This window comes from Deltaproteobacteria bacterium, from assembly GCA_017302835.1.
In the GTDB taxonomy this organism is placed as follows: Bacteria; Bdellovibrionota; Bdellovibrionia; order Bdellovibrionales; family Bdellovibrionaceae; genus UBA2316.
The window spans coordinates 289,740-307,541 of the sequence record JAFLCC010000003.1 but is presented as its reverse complement, the minus strand read 5'-3'; the positions used below and the strand labels follow the sequence as shown (position 1 = coordinate 307,541).

Below are 17,802 nucleotides of genomic sequence, written 5' to 3'. Positions count from 1 at the left end.
TATGGAAACGCTTCCTATTGATAGCCACTTGGTTCCTATCAGTGAACTCATAACCCAGTTTCAAAACATAGTGATCAAAGCAAGTCCAGGTTCTGGAAAAACCACTCGCATTCCTCCTTACTTAAATAAGTTTTTTAAAAAAATCGTCGTTCTTGAACCACGTCGAATTGCTGCGATAAGCGCAAGCCACAGAATTGCCGCTGAACAAGAATGGGTATTGGGTAAAAAAATTGGTTACCACGTACGATTTGATAAAAAATATGACTCCCAAACTGAAATCATTTTTTTAACTGAAGCTTTACTCGCAAGAAAACTGCTCGCCGAAGAAGACTTAAATAAAATTGATTTGATTATTCTGGATGAGTTCCATGAGCGAAATCTTTGGACGGATCTGTGTTTAGGAATTATCAAAGAATGGCAGGAATTAGGCTCCCCTATCAAACTTATGATTTTATCAGCAACCTTAGATACCGATAAGATTAAAACTTATTTACCAAATTGCCAAATTTATCAACTTGAACTTCCGAAATACCCACTTGAAACAATCTATTCAAAAACACCGTTTAAACTGGCTTTCGATAACCTTTGCGTAAATAAGATTATCGAGTCGGTAAAAACAGCTGTCACAAAACAGAGTCATCAAATTTTAGTCTTTTTGCCGGGACAAGGTGAAATTAATAAAATCAAAAACCAACTCTTAATTCAAGCTTGGGCCCAAGATTATCATATTGAGGTCTTACATGGGAATCTCTCTTTATCTGAACAAAGTCGGATCATAGAAAATAATTCTTATGAAAAAAATATAATCCTCTCAACAAATATCGCAGAGTCCTCGATCACTATTCAGAACCTCAATACAGTCATTGATTCTGGATTAATTAAAATTTCAGATTATGACTTTAAGACGTCGACTCAAGAACTGAATTTAAGAAAAATATCATTGGCTTCAGCAGAACAGCGCCAAGGTAGAGCCCATCGTCAGGGACCGGGAACGGTTTATAAACTTTGGATGCCAATGGATGAAAAATCGATGGCAGAGTATTCCGTACCAGAAATTTTAAGATCTGATTTAACTTTGCCTCTTTTGTTTTTAAGCCATTTAGGAGTTAGTAGCGATCATTATTTCAGTCAGTTTTCCTGGTTTGATTTCCCTTCAAAAGAAGTTTTGCAAAATACAACAGAAGAGCTAATTTCCAAAAAATTAATCTCGAGTTATAAACCAACTTCATTGGGGCTTTTACTTTTAAATTTAAATATCGAATATCATTTTGGCCTCATCCTTTTATTTGGGAACAATTTTAATATTCTGTATGAAGCTTGTGTGTTAGTAGCGTTACTTCAAGAAAAAGATATTTTGCCTGACTCACAAAAAGAAATGGTTGATTCTGTTCCTGATTATTTTTTTTCAGATTTAATACTTAGGTTTGAAATATTTTCTCGAAAACCACATTTATATAAGACCATTGAATCTGTAGCCAAATCTCTAAAACAAAATTTTTTGTATCAATTAAATTCTAATATGAATCTAAAAAATATGAAAAATATTTTTGATATTTTGGATCCAGGATTTAAAGTCACCTCTGTTCTTGAACAGATAAGATTTATAATCGATTATGTGTTTATTGAAAATCTTCAGAAAAGAAGAAAAGAGGGCAAAAATAAAGATCTTTCCTTTTTGAATACTGCTGTAAATAAATTTGGAACCGAGAGTGCTATTTATGAAACTCAATTTAAATCTCTATTTTACTCCAAAAATGAATATTTTTTAAGTTTGAAAAACTTTAAAACGCCCAAAGGAGAATTAGTTTCTAGCTGGGTCCATTTTATATCCTATGAAAGAATAGAACTTCTATTAAAATCTCAGATTCAGATAACAGAATCTTTTGACTTAAATAAAGAAACACAGAAAGTTTTCAAAACTAAAAATATCCTTTTTAAAAATTTAATATTAAAATCAATCGAAGGCTTGGAGGTTGGACTTGAAGATAAAGGAAAGGTTTTCCAGTCCGTTATCCTCAAGGACTTTGAAACATTTAAACAAAAAATCCCTAGCCTCAATTTATTTTTTCGTCGCCTCAGTTTTTTAATGAGCATTCAAAAAATTTCAGCAACCACGAGTTTTAACTGGCACTCCATCGTTGCCGATGTTTGTCTTGGAGAACAAAGCTTAGAGGATGTCATCAATAAAGATTGGTTCTATTTCATCACAAATCATTTGCCTATGGATTTGGTTGAAATTTATACTATCGACGCTCCTTTGGTTTGGGAAGATAAAATTTGTAAAAAGAGTTTTCGTATTAATTATGAAAATAATGAGGCACAACTGGAAAGTAAGTTACAACATTTTTTTGGGATTAAAATTCATCCTTCTATTGGTCGAACCAAATATAACTTAAAAATTATTCTCCTTGGCCCCAATGGAAGACCCATACAAATTACCAAAGACCTCATTGGTTTTTGGAAATCATCCTACCCTGAAATTCGTAAAGAAATGCGCGGAAGATACCCTCGACACGCTTGGCCTGAGGACCCTACTGTGGAAATCAATTGACTTCAATTCCTTGGCTTATTTATATGGCCCCATGGAAACGATTAAAATTAAATCCCTAAGAGTTTCTAAAAAATTTAAGCGTCTTTTTAAGCGAGTTACTTATACTTTGATAGGACGATTTAAAAAAAAATATGAACATCGTCCAGTTGAAAATCTCATCGAACCTGTTCCCAAGGATGTCTTAATTGAAAATATAAGGAAGATGACGCTTATCTATTCTTCTCCTAATGGCAAAACAAATATTGGAGTCTACATGGCTCAAGGATATCAAATACCTGACATGATGCTAGAGATTGGTCGACTCAGAGAAAAGGTCTTTAGAACTGTCAACGAAGGCACCGGAAAAGCATGTGACATTGATGAATTTGATTCCTTCTATCATCATATCGTTGCGATTGAAGAAGACACCAAGAGAGTGCTGGGCGCCTACCGCGTTGGACTGATAGACAAAATTATGAATACCATTGGAATAGATGGATTATATACCCACTCCCTATTTAAATATGAAGGACTTATACATTCTCATTTAATGGATTCCATGGAAATGGGTCGCTCTTTTGTTGATGAAGAGGCTGGCCGTGCCGCTCTTAGAGCCTTGGACTCTATCTGGAAGGGTATTGGATCCTTTCTCGCTAAAAACCCACATTATCGCTATTTAATGGGCCCTGTGAGCATTTCAAATAGTTACTCTACTAACTCAAAATTACTCATGATTTATTTTCTAAATCATAACTATAAATCTGAATTAAGCTCCTTCGTCAGGGCCAGAAAGCCTGTAAAGCTAAAGTCTTCATTTGATAAGGACTTAAAAAATACGGCTGAAAGTTTAAAGAGTTTTTCGGAATTAGATGAGTGGGTAAAAAAATATGACCAAATGGTTATTCCTTCACTCTTAAAAAGCTATGCCAAATTCAACACCAAATACCTCAGCTTTAATTTCGATCCTGATTTCAACACTATTGACGGCCTTATTATAACTGATTTTCTGACTTCCCCCAAAGAGGAAGTGATCAAGCACATGGGGGAAGAGTCTTATATGAAATATCTAAACTATTACTCAGGAAACTATCTTCACTGAGGCTTTCCTAATTCCAAACATGAGGATATTTTTTAAAGCGTTAAAACATTCTTTGTTAAATGGCTGCCCCAAATCGTTTTCAATATAAAAAATGGCCTCTTCTGGGCTTCGAACAAGGGGATTCTGAGTTCCCGCGATTGAAACCTCACAGAAAGTGTCTGCCAAGGCAACTACCTTCGAAAAAGGATGTAACCGTACATCCCTCAAAGCCCGTGGATACCCCTGCCCAATCGCATTTTCATGATGTTCATAAACAATGGCCATGACTTCTTGAGGGATATTTTCAACCGTTCTTAAAATTTCGACCCCACGAAAAGGATGCTTTTGATAATATTCCAAATCCTCTGCCGTATACTCAACTCTCGGCTTATCGAGAAAGCTTTTAGGATACTCCTTCAGGCCAACATCGTGTAATATACCTCCCAAGGACATTTTTTCTAATATTGATGGATTATTCCAGTTCTTAGATTGGGCAATCATGACTGAGACCAAACTCGTAGCCATGGAATGCTTTACTAAATCCTCGGAGATGCCATTTAAAACATTCATTAATGATGACAATCTGGGAGTCTGTTCAATAAGCTTAATGATCGAATTAGCAACAAATTTAGAATGTCCAAGAGCCTCATGATTAAATCCTAAATGATTTATAGAAGTAAAAATACTGTTCAATGTTTTTGACAAGACATTCATTTTAGCTTCAGTGGAAACTTTGTCATTTTTCATAATTTCATTTGAAGAAAGGACCCGCAAAGAAGTAAATTTTCTTAAGTCTAGTTTTTTTACAAATACTTCTGGGCTCACTTTGATTTTATCATAAAAATGAAGCTCTTTGAATTGCTCTTTAGAGCCCTCTCTGCCAATGATGACAAAATTGTTCTCTCCCAGTTTTAAATACACATCACCAGGTAGAGTGACATTTTGGACAATGTCCTCAATGCTTATAGAAACTAAACCTTCCACATGATTCTTCATAAATAGCTTTATCGGCGGAATGTACGAAACCTTTAATGTTTTGTTATGAGACGGTCCCAGCCAACAATGACCTCGTTCTCATTTACATCCTTTGTAACGACACTGTTGGCACCTATTTTGGCATTATTTCCAATAGAAATAGGGCCAAGAATTTTAGCTCCAGTTCCAACTAAAACATTATTTCCCAAGGTTGGATGACGTTTAATGGGTTCAAATTTAGCTCCACCGAGAGTGACTCCGTGAAACAATATGCAATCATCACCAATCACTGCCGTTTCACCGATGACCAAACCCATACCATGATCAATTACTAATCTTTTTCCAATTTTGGCCCCCGGATGAATTTCAATTCCTGACAGAAATCTAGAGATCTCACAAATAAATCTGGCTAAAAAGAAAAAACCTAAATTATAAAATGGATGGGCGATTCTGTGAAAAAATAAGGCTCTTGGGCCAGGGTAAAGAAAAAATATTTCACAAATACTTTTAGCTGCAGGGTCGTATCTTTTATAAGCATATAAAAAATCTAACATGTTTAGCTCTGAGTCCTATCTTCAAGCATAAAATATCTTTCAAAAGATTCATTAAATCTGGACCATTTCTCACCACTTGCTTTTTCTGACTCGATAAAAGTGTGGATTTGGTTAACTTTACTATCGAGATCATCTATATAAGCAACTAAAAAAGCTTCTAAAAATTTAGGTCGTTTGGGAGAGCCGTATTCTAATCTCCCGTGGTGACTTAAAACAATGTGTTTTAAAATGTCCTTTAAATCATTTGGAAAACCTAAAATCTTTGCACACTTTTTATCAATTAATTCACAAGCTATTTCCATATGACCAATGAGCCGGCCACGATCTGTATAACCAAATGACTCCTCATAGTGTAATTCCCAAAGTTTTCCAATATCATGAAAAATAGCACCAAAATAGAGATAATCTCGATTCATAAATGAATAGTGTTCAGCAAGCGGTTTTAAAATTTTCAAAATTGAAACAATATGTTCGAGTAACCCCCCATACCAGGCATGATGTATTGTTTTTGCGGCTGGGGCTTTGTAGAGCATGGTTTTGATTTCTGGATCTTCCAAAACAGAAAAAATTAATTGTTTGATCGGCTCACTTTTTACATCCTTTGCAAAACCTAAAACCTCAAGATACATATCTTCAGATGAAAAACTCGACTTCATAATAAAATCGCCAAGATTAAACTCTTTTTCATCCACCCTATTTATTTTTGCAATGATGAATTGTTTTCTGTTCTGAAATAACTGAACGTGACCCTTCACTTGAATAAGATTTCCTACTTCGCATTCTTTGCTAAACTCATCTACCTGCCCCCACACTCGAGCATCCATAGTTCCACTATTATCACCCAATAAAATTGTCATAAATGGCTTGCCATTTTTTCCTAAAGCCATATTCTTCTCTTTAACCAAAAATATACTCGTTACCTGATCTTTATCTTTTAAGTCTTTAATTTGAATTCTATCCATTTTATTCCTGACAAAAATATTCTGTTTTAGTTGAATCGAAAAAAGAAACTTGGCTGAGGTAAATTTTCCCTTGATTTTTTCTTGCTAGGATAAATCTTCCCCCAATAACTGACAAATGTCTATTTTCAGTTATATTAACCTTTATCCCCTCTTTGGAATTTATACTAATAAATTTTTTAGTTACGTCAAAAAAAACATTGCACCCTGAACCAAAAACATCTCCATCAATTTTTCTTTTTAAGGATCGACTATAAAAATAAACTTTAAAATCACTTAGATCTTGAAACTCCTCCAAAAGAAATTTTATATAAAAAGACCCTTTCTGTCCCTTAACAAAATGATTAAGGTCAATCTCCCCACCACCCATTGAAAAAGAAATTTCTGAATTTAAATTATTCAAAATCCCTTCTACTGGTGCTGAAAGCTTTACACTCATAGGAAGCCAGACAACAATAGGAATCTCTTTATTTAAAGAGTTATCACTGCGCGACTCTGGGTTTAAAAGCAAATCCCAAAGCTTTGTGGGAATTTTAAAATCTTTTGCCGATCTACTTATCTCTATTTTATCAATTACGACGTCCTTATTAGCACTTACAAAAAGGGAGTAGCACAGTACAATATATAGAAGGATTTTCATTCTTTATTCTCGAAAAGGGACCGCTCCAACAAAAGGGGTAAAAACATAGGTTCCTTGCGACTTCCCTCATATATATTTTGTTTTGAGGTTTTATTGTCTGCTAAATACAAACCCAATTGGGCTAAAAATCCCCAATTTGAAAAACTATTCAACAGATTTGTGAAAGCTTCCTTAGCACAAGTATTATTTTTATTATTTAAACAATGCATTCCTCGATAATAATGAGTCACCGCAAAGTTACTTAAATCTGTCTTTTTTAGCAGGCTATCAATTTTGATCGTCTCACCTTTGATAAAAGCCAGATGTAATTGCATCAAATCATGATGATTGCTCCCTTTGGCAAGCAGCAATGATTTACTTAATAAGGTTTCGACCTTTTCATATTGACCAGCTTCAAGAGAGCAGTAGGCTTTGAATAGCAATGGCATTAATTGATTTTCCTGACCCACTATTTTATCACATAAATCTTCCAAAAAGCTCCAATCTGTTAAGCTCCAATTGACGGAAGGATTTCTTGCAAATTTTTTCCCTTGTTTTGGCAGTGACTCAATAAGCTCAATGTAATCATTATCAGTGAGGGATCCCTCAGATTTTTTTAAACCAATACTGACAACCTGAATTTCATTTTTTAAAAAAGATGACTTATTTTTAATAGCAAAAAGTTCATTTACATTTATCGAAATTTCTTCTTTTAAATCTTCCTTTAATTCTAAATTAAACAAGGCTTTTAAAAATTGAAAGTAATTAATGTTTTCAAAATTTTCTGGCCTCACATCGGCTAAGTGCTTATAAAAATTTAAAGCATTTTTTTTAGTTTGATTGTATTTAACAAAATCTTTATTTTTTAAAATTTCTAAGCCTAAGGAATTCAACACCGCTGATTCATTGTTTGGGTCTTGAATAGCCGAGTTTTGATAAAATTCAGCAGCTTTAAAAAAATCACCTTCAAATTGATAACTCAATCCCACCAAGCTTAAAAGTTCGCCTTTCTTCTTAATATCTGAAATTTTGTCAAGTGACTTAAGAACTTGATTTCTGACTTGTGAGGATTCTTTACCGAAAGTAATTCGGGCAGCATTTATTTGGCTTTTTATTTCATTCGATAACTCATTATTTTCTTTAAGCTCTTCATAAATACGAAAGGCATCTTCATATAGTTTTAAATTGTATAATCTGGATATCTGATTTATTTTTTCTTTTACCTTCCCCACTTCCTGATACTTCTGAAGTCCTTTAAAACCCACCATGATAAAAACAATGGCTAGACTAAAAAAGATAACTTTTGACTTCATTTTTTTGTGGTTCGTAGACATCTGTGATTTTACATTTTCATCTTCCAAAGAACCAAATGACTTACCTGACGTCACAGAGATTGTTTTTCCTTTGGGTGAAAAACTAAATGGTGTTTCTTTTAAGGGTTCAATATCTTTAATCTCATCAAAATTGACTTCTATCACCTTACTGGGAAGTCCTGCATTGGAAGCTGTTTGCGTGATTTGAGTTGAAGTTGTTACGGGATTCGTTTTCGTCTGCTCATTGTTAATAGCATCCCTTTTTGATTTAATTATTTCGACAAGATAAGGGTACTCTCTTATAAAATTCCACCGAGACTTGGGCCTGCGAATCTCATCCACAAAAGAAATTTGATTAAACATTAATAACTGAACAATATCATCTAAACTATATGGACCTTGAATCTTTGTTGAAGCTCTTACCAACCACATTTTCTCTTTAGGATTTACATCTCTTACTTCATTCGCCATAATGACTCTAGTTTAATGTCTAAAATGTCTTTTGCCACTAAAAATTAATTGAACATCCAGTTCCCTGGCTCTTTCAATGACTTCATTATCCTTAATACTTCCACCAGGTTGCAAGACCCATTTAATTTTGTTTTTTGCGATCAGCTCGATTGAATCCTTAAAAGGAAAAAAGGCATCAGAAATTAATACCGTATTTTCTGTGATTTGATGGTATTTTAGGGCTCGACCAATGGCTTGCTCAACGGCATCAATTCTATTTACTTGCCCCATTCCCAGACCAATTGTTTTACCTGAATCAACTAAGGCAATGCTATTGGACTTTAAAAAACCACAAACTTTTTCTCCAAACAACATATCCTGAGCCAACTTTGCTTCTGGCTTCTGACCGAAAAACTGCCAGGAAGCAGTTTCCGCGAGATAACTATCTTCATCTTGAATTAAAATCCCACCTAAAATGGATTTTATATTTTTTTGATGCCACTTAACTGTTTTTATAAAATCCATATTAAATCGAATGAGCCTTAAATTCTTTTTTTTCTCAAAAACAGCTAGGGATTCTGGACTAAAGCAAGGGGCAATAATGCATTCTAAAAATATTTCATTCAATTTTTCAGCATGAGATTTGCCTATTTCGAAATTGCAGGCCACAATTCCCCCAAAAATACTCACGGGATCTGTTTTAACTAAATTCTGAATAATTTGGTCGCTGTTTATTCCATAAGTGACACCACAAGGATTATTATGTTTAACGGCAACAGCATTCAATCCTCCAATTTCTAAACACAATTTAAATGCAGAGTCTAAATCTAATAAATTATTATAGGATAATTCCTTTCCTTGAATCATCTCATAATCCTGAAAACCGCCTCGGGTATTTATATTTTGATACCAATAGGCTTCTTGCGATGGGTTTTCTCCATACCTCAGTTTTTTAACCAATCTTCCCGAGACAATTAAAAAATCTTTATTTTCTGGATCTAAATAGGAAGCAATTAATGAATCATACTGACTTGTATGATAGAAAACCTTAGCTGCTAATTTTTTTTTGAATTCAAGATCCTGAGAACTTTTTGCTAAAACTTCTGAATAGTCTTTTGGATCACAAACCACAGAAATGCGTGAAAAATTTTTTGCTGCAGATCGCAACATGGAGGGACCACCAATATCTATTTTTTCAATCATTTCTATTGAAGATAGATTTTTCTTTAGTGACTCTTCAAAGGGATATAAGTTAACGATGACGAGATCAAACATTTCAACATTAAATTTTTTTAAAATTTGCAAGTCCTCTGGATTATCACCTCTTGCTAGTAACCCCATATGCACATTTGGATGAAGAGTTTTTACCCGCCCATCCATCACTTCTGGAAAATGAGTCACCTCTGAAACATCCGTTACTTTAAATCCATTTTCTGTTAAAAATTTGGCGGTTCCACCCGTTGAAACTAGGCTCAGACCTTGCTTTACTAAAGGTTTTAAGAGATCAACAAGACCCTCTTTGTTGGAAACACTAACTAATGCTCTTTTGTACATACCTACCTCGAAAAATGGTTTATCTTTTCTAAACTATAAAAGCATTAGTAAATTTATTTTTGTCTTTGCGCGACGCTGACTGCTAACCGTCTTTTAAAAAGGAGATTTTGTTAAAAGCAGCTTTAAATCATCATTAGTAAGAAACAATCCAGCACCAAGATAGGAGGATTGTTGATTATCCTTATTTAAAAGATCTTGCTGGCCAGCAATGAGGTAAAGGCCATGGAATAAATTATACCGAGCCGAAACTCTTAGGTTTGCCTTTTCTAAATTAAAGGCCTCAAAGCTAAATCTTAGTTTTTTATTTAGAAAATGATAATCAAAACCAAAACCACCAGCATTTTCAATTAAACCTGCCTTCAACGTAAAATCGTAAAAGTTTTTAGCAAATAATGCTGAAAACTTTGTTTTATTTTTATATCTCTTTACCGTACTCGTATCAGAAATCACACTTCCACCGCTGGAAACAGTGGCTTCTTCTCTATCTACAACACCGGCCGGATCATCGATAATTCCCAAATAATAGTATCTATCAAGACCTGGTTGTATCACAATACCAATATTTGATTTTGTTGATCCCACATTTGAAAGATAGTCAGCGTGATAATCAAAGCCAGTTTGAATACGGCCGGCGGTATCAAACAATCCACTCACCCCTTGAATGGCGGTGTTTAGCTCTTCAACTGTTGTTTCATCATTAATGAGTTTACCAATAGTCCCTTCACCTTTATTAATTTTAGCGGAAATTTCATCAATATTTTTCATGGCGCTATCTAAGCGAACCAGTGTTTTCTTCCAGGTTTTCTTTAACCCTTCATCCGTTTCGTCATTAATCAACTCATCAAGAGTCCTCGTCACATCATTAACTTGATCGACAATTTCACCAATTTGTTCTTTATTTTCAGATGTGATCTCGCTGATATCCACCGTGATTTTTTCAATATTTTTTACAATTCGACCCAAAACATGTTTTTGAGTTCCGTCGTCAGATATGGACTCTTTAAGAACAACAGCAACGTCTTTTAAAGACCCTGCAATATCACCGACCTGGGCCATCACATTATCCAAAGAACCCTTGTCCTTAACAATAAGAATTTGCCCAGAATCAGCAAGGGGGGTATCTGATGGAGAGCCAGGGAAAACTTCCACATGTTTATCACCAAGTATTCCAATTGATTTAATTTCAACAGATGCCGACGTGGTTAAAGGAATATCCGATCGGATACTAATATCCACTCGCGCTTTGCCGTCTTGTAATTTAATATCCTTAACAATTCCTATGGGAATCCCTGCTGTTTTAACTCCTGAATTTTTAATCAATCCCGCCGCATTATCTAAAAGAAACCAAGCTTTTCTGGATCTTCCCATAAAACTAGGATCATCACTCACTTGCATCGACATGACCCCGATGAGTCCTCCGACGAAAACAACCAAAGCCCCTACTTTAAATTCTGAGGTACTCCAAAACTTCATTGATGTTTCATTCCTTTAGCTACAAATTTTTTCACCAGTTCAATTTCGCTCTTATAAAAATCTTCGGGTTTTCCAAATAATAAAACACGTCCAGCATCTAACATGGCGACATAATCGGCAATTCGAAAAGCTGCAAAAAGATCATGACTCACCATTATAGATGTGGTTCCTTTGATATGTTTATGCGTTTCTAGTATTAGATTATCAACCATTTCAGTAAGAATGGGATCTAAACCTGTTGTTGGTTCATCATAAACTAATATTTCTGGATCTAGGGCTAAAGCCCGCGCCAGACCCGTTCGTTTTTGCATGCCTCCGCTTATCTGACTTGGTAGTTTTTGAAAATGTTTCGTATCCAACCCAACTAATCTTAATTTTTCCTCTGCAATTTCAAGCACTCTCTTCATGGGAATTTCTCGTTTGTGTTCAATTAATGGAAAACAAACATTTTCTAAAACCGTCATGTCATCAAACAAGGCCGCCGACTGAAACAAAACACCAAAATGACACCGAAATTTGGTTAATTGATCAGGATTTAATGTTGAAATATCTGTTCCAAGAACCTCAATTTTTCCAGAACTGGGTTTAAATAATCCCAATATATGTTTTAACATGACTGACTTTCCCGTTCCTGAAAAACCGATAATAGCCGTCAAAGAACCCTTAGGTATCTCAAGACTCATTCCTTTTAAAACATAATCATGACCATCAAAGGTTTTTTTCACATCGGATAACCTAACGGCTGATTCCATCAACCTACCCCTTGAATTATATAGTAGAGCCTAATAATATTTGTTAAGAAGTAATCTAAAACAATGATCAATACCATACTCATAACAACTCCACGATTGGTTGCCTCGCCAACACCCTTCGCTCCCCCCGTTGTATAAAATCCCCTAAAGGTGCAAATTAAACCAAAGACTAAACCAAATACAGCTGATTTAATTAGACCTTCCATAATATGTCTCATTTCTAGAGTTTCACGAATCTTTTGCAAAAAAATGGCTTCATCAAGCTCAACTAAATGAACCACTAGAAAATAACTTCCAACCATCGCAATAAAATCAAAAATTGCCGTTAACATGGGCATGCAAAGAATCGCCGCAGCAATACGCGGAGCAATCAGGTATTGTCTGGTATTAATGCCCATGACATCTAAGGCGTCAATTTGTTCATTCACCCGCATCGTTCCCAATCTCGCGGCCATAGCTCCACCAGCTCTAGCCGCGACGATCAAACCAGTCAGAACAGGGCCTAACTCACGAGTGATTCCAAGAGCTACAGTTGGCCCTACCATATTAACAGCGTTTATAATTTTAAATCCAAGATAGACTTGAAAAGATAGAGCTAACCCCGTAAAAAGCGAAGTTAATGAAATAATTCCTACAGATTTATTTCCAATAAATTCCATGTGTTTGATAACTTCAGAGAATCTATTTGGTTTAACAAATAATAACCGCAATGATGAAGATAAAAACATCATCATCATTCCCGTTTCTGTTATAAAATCTTTGAATGCGTTTACCATTAGGATTATAATATTAACCAATCTCTATTTTGACAACTGATGTCTGAAGGACGAGACTTCACAACGTCCGTCCTTCATGGCCTTAAATAACAAGTCGAGGAACTCTTATTCCTATGCTGGTCAAAATTTCCCAGGTAATCGTCTGTGCCTTAGCCGCTACTTCTTGGGCTCCAATAAATAATTTACGATCCTCGCTTTGCCCCAGCAAAATAACCGTCTCATTTTTACGAACCGGCTGTATTTGCGAAATCTCCGTCAGATCAACCATCAGATAGTCCATACAAATGTTTCCTATAATTGGAGCTTTATAATTCTTAACAATCACTTCCCCCCTATTGGAAAGTAAGCGATGAACCCCATCTGCATAGCCGATGGGAATGATCCCAATAATTGAGTCTTTTGTAGCCTTCCAAGTATGGGAGTAAGAAATGCCTTGCCCCTTTGAAATCATCTTAATATCGCTGACATGAGATTTGAGACTCATCACTGGTTTTAAAAAATCAAAAGGCTGTGAGTGATTTAACATTGGCGCTGCATAGCCATAAATTAAAAGGCCAGGTCGCAATCCAAAAGTATGGAATTCTGGTTGAGGTTTTAAATAAGCTCCCACAATCCCTGCAGTGTTAAACACATGAAGAACTGGATTATAGCACTTAAAGATTTTAGCAATTCCCATGATAGCCTTGATTTGACGTTGTGAATGACCTTCTTCAACTAAAAAGTCTTCGCCAAAATAAAGATGAGTTAAAATGCCTTTTAATCTTAATTTTTTGTTCTTCCATAACCGATCAAAAATTTTTTTAGCGTCCTTTTCTGAAAAACCCAGACGATTCATCCCCGTATCAAATTTAAGATGAATTAAAATCGACTTATCCTTGATGTTATTCTCCAGATACTCTAATTGTTCCCACTGACTTACAATAGGGATAAAGTCATTAGCAATAATTTCTTTTGCCCCTTCATTATCAAAACCTCTGAAAACAACCAAGGGCGTTTCAATTCCGGCTCGCTTCAGCCACAAAGCTTCTTCAATCAAGCAAACCCCTAAATAGGGAATGCCCATCCCACTTAAAGACTTAGCAATAATATAATCACCATGACCGTAAGCATTTCCTTTTACCATTGGGCAAAAAAAAGAATTTTTTGGAAATTGATCCTTAATCCAATTTATATTATTTTCAAGGGCCTGAAGATCAATCTCAGCAAATGTTTTTCGAAACAAATCCATGGTGTTCCCTAGCTCTCTTCAATATTAAATTCAGGCACAAAATCCGCAGGAACTTTATAAAGACAAATTCTATTTCCACCCTTAGATAGGATAAAGTTTCTAGCCTTTTCAGCCGTATCGTTTAAAGTCGCCACATTGTGAGATAAGGTAGGATACTCGCTGACTCCAAGACTTGCTGTAATTTTTAAACCACTATCAAGCATCGATTGATTTTCAATCAATCGTCTTAATCTTTCAGCTCTGAGTGTCGCCCCCTTCTTTCCACAATGGGGCAGAATGATCGAAAATTCATTCTCAGACGTTCGACAGGTGAGGTCATTAGTTCTGCTTGTTTTATTAAGCACGCCGGCAATTGATTTAATTAATTGATCGCGGCTGCTTAAACCAAGGGATTTTTCAATCTCAGCATAGTCATCAATAGATATTTTAATTAAAGACAAGCCTTGTTTTAATCTTTTGGCCCTCTCAAATTCGTCATAAATCTTTTTATCATAAAATCTTTTATTATAAACTTCTGTTAATGGATCCAGAGTTTCAATAAATTCCAATTTTTTATCTAAGGAAAAATATGAGTAATACAGCGCTGTCACGCTGAGGTAATTTCGTAAGAGAAAAAGTTTATCCTTCTTCAAATTGTTTTCTTGAGACTCTTCGTTGCCGAAATCTAGGTCATAAACAAAAATACCATCCAAATTTTCTTTATCGAAATTTAATTGAATTCCTATCTTTTGAAATTTGAACATCTTTTCAATCAAGTTATTCAAAGTGGGAGGTATAATATTCAATATTAACTCGGGAATCAGATCTTTTGTCTCTTCCTGAGGAAGAGCACATCCAACTCCTTCTGTTGTCAACTCCGATTGAGGTGATACATTTGTTAAAACAAAAGAGTTTAGACTCGAGAGAAACTTAAAATACAAACATGAAAAAGATCTTAAATTTTGAAATAAAATCTGTATCACATCGTCTTTACTTTCCGACTTTTTAAGATTCTCTATTAATTCAAAACAGGGTTTGTAATCATTAAAATCACTCATTATTGTCAATTGACTTAAGGATTTTTTCTGATCTTCTTTCGCTAAAGTTAATTCTGAAAAAATTTGTTCATTTTTGTAAGTTAAGTAAAGCATCTCACAACAGCGATCCACAGCCCACAAAACACGGCTATCCAACTGAGGTAAATTAAGCGCTAAGATATCATAAACATTAAATTCTGAATACCCAGAGAGAACTTGAAACTGTTCACTATTTGAGATAAAAATAATTTTGATCTCCGAATTCATTGTATTGATTTTTTCAATAAGCGCATTCAATAGAGTCTGAATCGAATTCAGATCAAGAATGACCACATGAGGCTGGGCCTCTGATATTGTTTGTAATAAATTATTTTCATTTTCTAAATAAAAAACTTCATATCCAGCTCTGCCTAGATTGACTTTGATGGAAGAACCAAGGTTCATATCTTTAGTAAAAACCAGGGTACAAAACTGAGAACTAAATTCACGAATTTTCATGAGTTTCCACCTTTGGGTTTTCTAATTTGAACTTTGAAACTATCGCTCTCTTTTTCTAAAGATTTCTTAGGCGACACCTGCGGAGGGACAATAAATTGAGGAACTAAAACAGGTTCTGAAGAAGGCGGCGGCTCTTCAATAAGTGGATTTGGTTCTTCTTGCATCTCGAACATCTCATCCACATTGACATTTAAATCCAACGGTTTAATAGGTTCAATATCTAAAAGCAATGGTTCCTTAGGCAACACGATGGCCTTTAATTCTTTGACCTCAAGAACTGGTGGTTCTTTGGGTGGTACTTCTTTATTCTCCGATTTGACCAAAGCAATTTTACTATGATTCACGGATTCCTTACTTTGCTGCTGAGTCAGCTGCGGAAATTCTATTTTCACTGTTGTACCAGCCCCTTTTACGGACTCGACAACGACACTTCCCTGGTGATTTTTTATGATTGCCAAAGTTGTCGATAACCCAAGCCCAGAGTTTTTATGAGAATCCTTTGTTGTGAAAAAGGGGTCAAATATTTTGCTTAAGTCTTCTTTTTCAATCCCTTCGCCGTTGTCAGTGATTTCAATAAATATGCTTTTTTCTTTTTGATAAGTTTTGATAGAAATAATTTTTACTGACATTCTTTCCATAGCTTGCACACTGTTCTTAAAAATATTTTCAAAAGCCACAGTCATGCGATTGACGTCCACTAAAATAGGTGAAGCAAATTGAAAATTCTTTTCAATTTTAATTGATTTTTCAGAAAATAATTTATCCAAGGACTTCAAGGCTTTCATTAAAGGAATATCTACTTTCGATTCTATTTTATTTTCACTTTGCTCGCCTGAAAACATCAGTAATTTATCTACAATTTCCTTTGCGGATCGAACTTCCGACTGAATTTTATTCAAAGAATCTTTTTCATTTAAATTCTCGGATTGACTTAAAGCTGTTGCTGTTAAATTTAATATTTTTACAATGGGTGCCTTGATTTCATGGCCAATTACAGACGCCATGTTCATGTAATTTTCCACTCTGGATTGATCAAGATCTTCAGGTTTTGCATTGACACTTACACCCGAAACGGAAGGTTTTGCCACGGAAGTTACGGGAGCTCTGGCAATTAAGTTTGGGTTTTTGCGTCCTCTATTTAAAAGCAAAATCAAAGAAATAATAATAATTAAAAACCCAACTGAAAAAAATACGAATTGATTTTTAATTGAATTTCTATTGCTTAAGAGCTCGCTTAAGGAAGCCTGGGTGTAAACATACAAATCCAAATCTGGAATTTTCTCATAAAACCCAAAAAACTCTTCGCCTGATGAGATTTTAAAAGAGCCACTGGTTGAAGCTTTGGAACCAGTTTTAATCTCTGAAATAAGTTTGTTCTCAAAAATTTTTTGACCAACATACTCTGATTTGACATGAGCCAAGCTTAAAAAATCTGAGTTAATCAAAGTGATCATATAGGGCGATGTTTTTTGCACATCCATAATAGACTGCAAATTTTCACCCAGACTTAAAAAAACCCATAATTTATCTTTTTGTGGCACCAAGGTTAAAAAAATCTTTTTCTTTTCTGGATCATTATAAATAATATATTTCAGCTCTTTATCTCCAATTTTCACATGGAATGAATTAATTAACTGAGTTAGATTTTCCTTGCTTAAACTAGAAACAGGTGACTTCTCCCTAAATGACCACTCAATGACTTGAAGCCTTGCATTTAACTGAGCTACTGCAAAATAGGGACTCATTGAATTCCAATTAATTTTCCTTGTGCCCTCATCGTTGATAATATGGACCCATTTTTGTAGAAACTTAGCATCCGCCTGGTAGGCCAAAGTAAGACTAGATACTTGATTCTTAATTTGCCATTCCATTTGATCTAATTTATCAGCAAATAATAATTCTTCCATACGAGTATAAATACCCACCAGAAAAATCGCTGATACGGCTATTACCGCTAAGATCAATTTGACTTTACTCACATTTAATTCCTATATTCACTTTAAAACTTTTGCCAATTAACTACGTCC

The 17,802-nt window shown here is 34.9% G+C and carries 14 protein-coding genes; 2 read left to right on the top strand and 12 right to left on the bottom strand.

Going from position 1 to position 17,802, the window contains the following annotated elements; translation table 11 throughout:
- The first annotated feature begins 1 nt into the window (after window position 1).
- Entirely contained in the window at window positions 2-2,551 is a 2,550-nt protein-coding gene (locus J0M15_05185; GenBank protein MBN8536423.1) for an ATP-dependent RNA helicase, read from the top strand.
- 31 nt (window positions 2,552-2,582) lie between these two features.
- The gene (locus J0M15_05180; GenBank protein ID MBN8536422.1) at window positions 2,583-3,629 is read left to right on the top strand and encodes a GNAT family N-acetyltransferase; all 1,047 of its coding nucleotides are present in this window, start codon (window positions 2,583-2,585) and stop codon (window positions 3,627-3,629) included.
- On the opposite strand, the gene J0M15_05175 is transcribed toward J0M15_05180, so the two are convergent.
- From J0M15_05175 to J0M15_05120, 12 genes are all read right to left on the bottom strand, one after another.
- Window positions 3,609-4,604: an HD domain-containing protein gene (locus tag J0M15_05175; GenBank protein ID MBN8536421.1), complete on the bottom strand. Its 996-nt coding sequence runs from the start codon at window positions 4,602-4,604 to the stop codon at window positions 3,609-3,611. The two genes, J0M15_05180 and J0M15_05175, sit on opposite strands and share 21 nt — an antisense overlap.
- Window positions 4,605-4,636: 32 nt before the next feature.
- Window positions 4,637-5,137, bottom strand: coding sequence for a serine O-acetyltransferase (gene cysE, locus J0M15_05170; GenBank protein ID MBN8536420.1), 501 nt, complete (start codon window positions 5,135-5,137; stop codon window positions 4,637-4,639).
- Between the two features lie 2 nt (window positions 5,138-5,139).
- Entirely contained in the window at window positions 5,140-6,099 is a 960-nt protein-coding gene (locus J0M15_05165; protein ID MBN8536419.1) for an HD domain-containing protein, read from the bottom strand.
- A gap of 1 nt (window position 6,100) precedes the next feature.
- On the bottom strand, window positions 6,101-6,736 hold the full coding sequence (locus tag J0M15_05160) for a hypothetical protein (GenBank protein ID MBN8536418.1): 636 nt from the start codon (window positions 6,734-6,736) through the stop codon (window positions 6,101-6,103).
- Entirely contained in the window at window positions 6,733-8,499 is a 1,767-nt protein-coding gene (locus J0M15_05155) for a hypothetical protein (protein MBN8536417.1), read from the bottom strand. Before J0M15_05155 ends, J0M15_05160 begins: the two co-directional genes overlap by 4 nt.
- Before the next feature lie 12 nt (window positions 8,500-8,511).
- Window positions 8,512-10,032 (bottom strand): bifunctional phosphoribosylaminoimidazolecarboxamide formyltransferase/IMP cyclohydrolase, encoded by a 1,521-nt coding sequence (gene purH / locus J0M15_05150; protein MBN8536416.1) that lies wholly within the window; start codon window positions 10,030-10,032, stop codon window positions 8,512-8,514.
- Window positions 10,033-10,125: 93 nt separating this feature from the next.
- Window positions 10,126-11,505 (bottom strand): MCE family protein, encoded by a 1,380-nt coding sequence (locus J0M15_05145; protein ID MBN8536415.1) that lies wholly within the window; start codon window positions 11,503-11,505, stop codon window positions 10,126-10,128.
- The gene (locus J0M15_05140) at window positions 11,502-12,257 is read right to left on the bottom strand and encodes an ATP-binding cassette domain-containing protein (GenBank protein ID MBN8536414.1); all 756 of its coding nucleotides are present in this window, start codon (window positions 12,255-12,257) and stop codon (window positions 11,502-11,504) included. Before J0M15_05140 ends, J0M15_05145 begins: the two co-directional genes overlap by 4 nt.
- Complete coding sequence (locus J0M15_05135) at window positions 12,257-13,033, bottom strand: ABC transporter permease (GenBank protein ID MBN8536413.1); 777 nt, start codon at window positions 13,031-13,033, stop codon at window positions 12,257-12,259. Before J0M15_05135 ends, J0M15_05140 begins: the two co-directional genes overlap by 1 nt.
- Window positions 13,034-13,115: 82 nt before the next feature.
- Window positions 13,116-14,261, bottom strand: coding sequence for an alanine racemase (alr, locus tag J0M15_05130; GenBank protein MBN8536412.1), 1,146 nt, complete (start codon window positions 14,259-14,261; stop codon window positions 13,116-13,118).
- Window positions 14,262-14,269: 8 nt separating this feature from the next.
- The gene (locus J0M15_05125) at window positions 14,270-15,775 is read right to left on the bottom strand and encodes a diguanylate cyclase (protein ID MBN8536411.1); all 1,506 of its coding nucleotides are present in this window, start codon (window positions 15,773-15,775) and stop codon (window positions 14,270-14,272) included.
- Window positions 15,772-17,754, bottom strand: coding sequence for a GHKL domain-containing protein (locus J0M15_05120; protein MBN8536410.1), 1,983 nt, complete (start codon window positions 17,752-17,754; stop codon window positions 15,772-15,774). The genes J0M15_05125 and J0M15_05120 overlap by 4 nt, the downstream gene beginning before the upstream one ends.
- Between the last annotated feature and the right edge of the window lie 48 nt (window positions 17,755-17,802).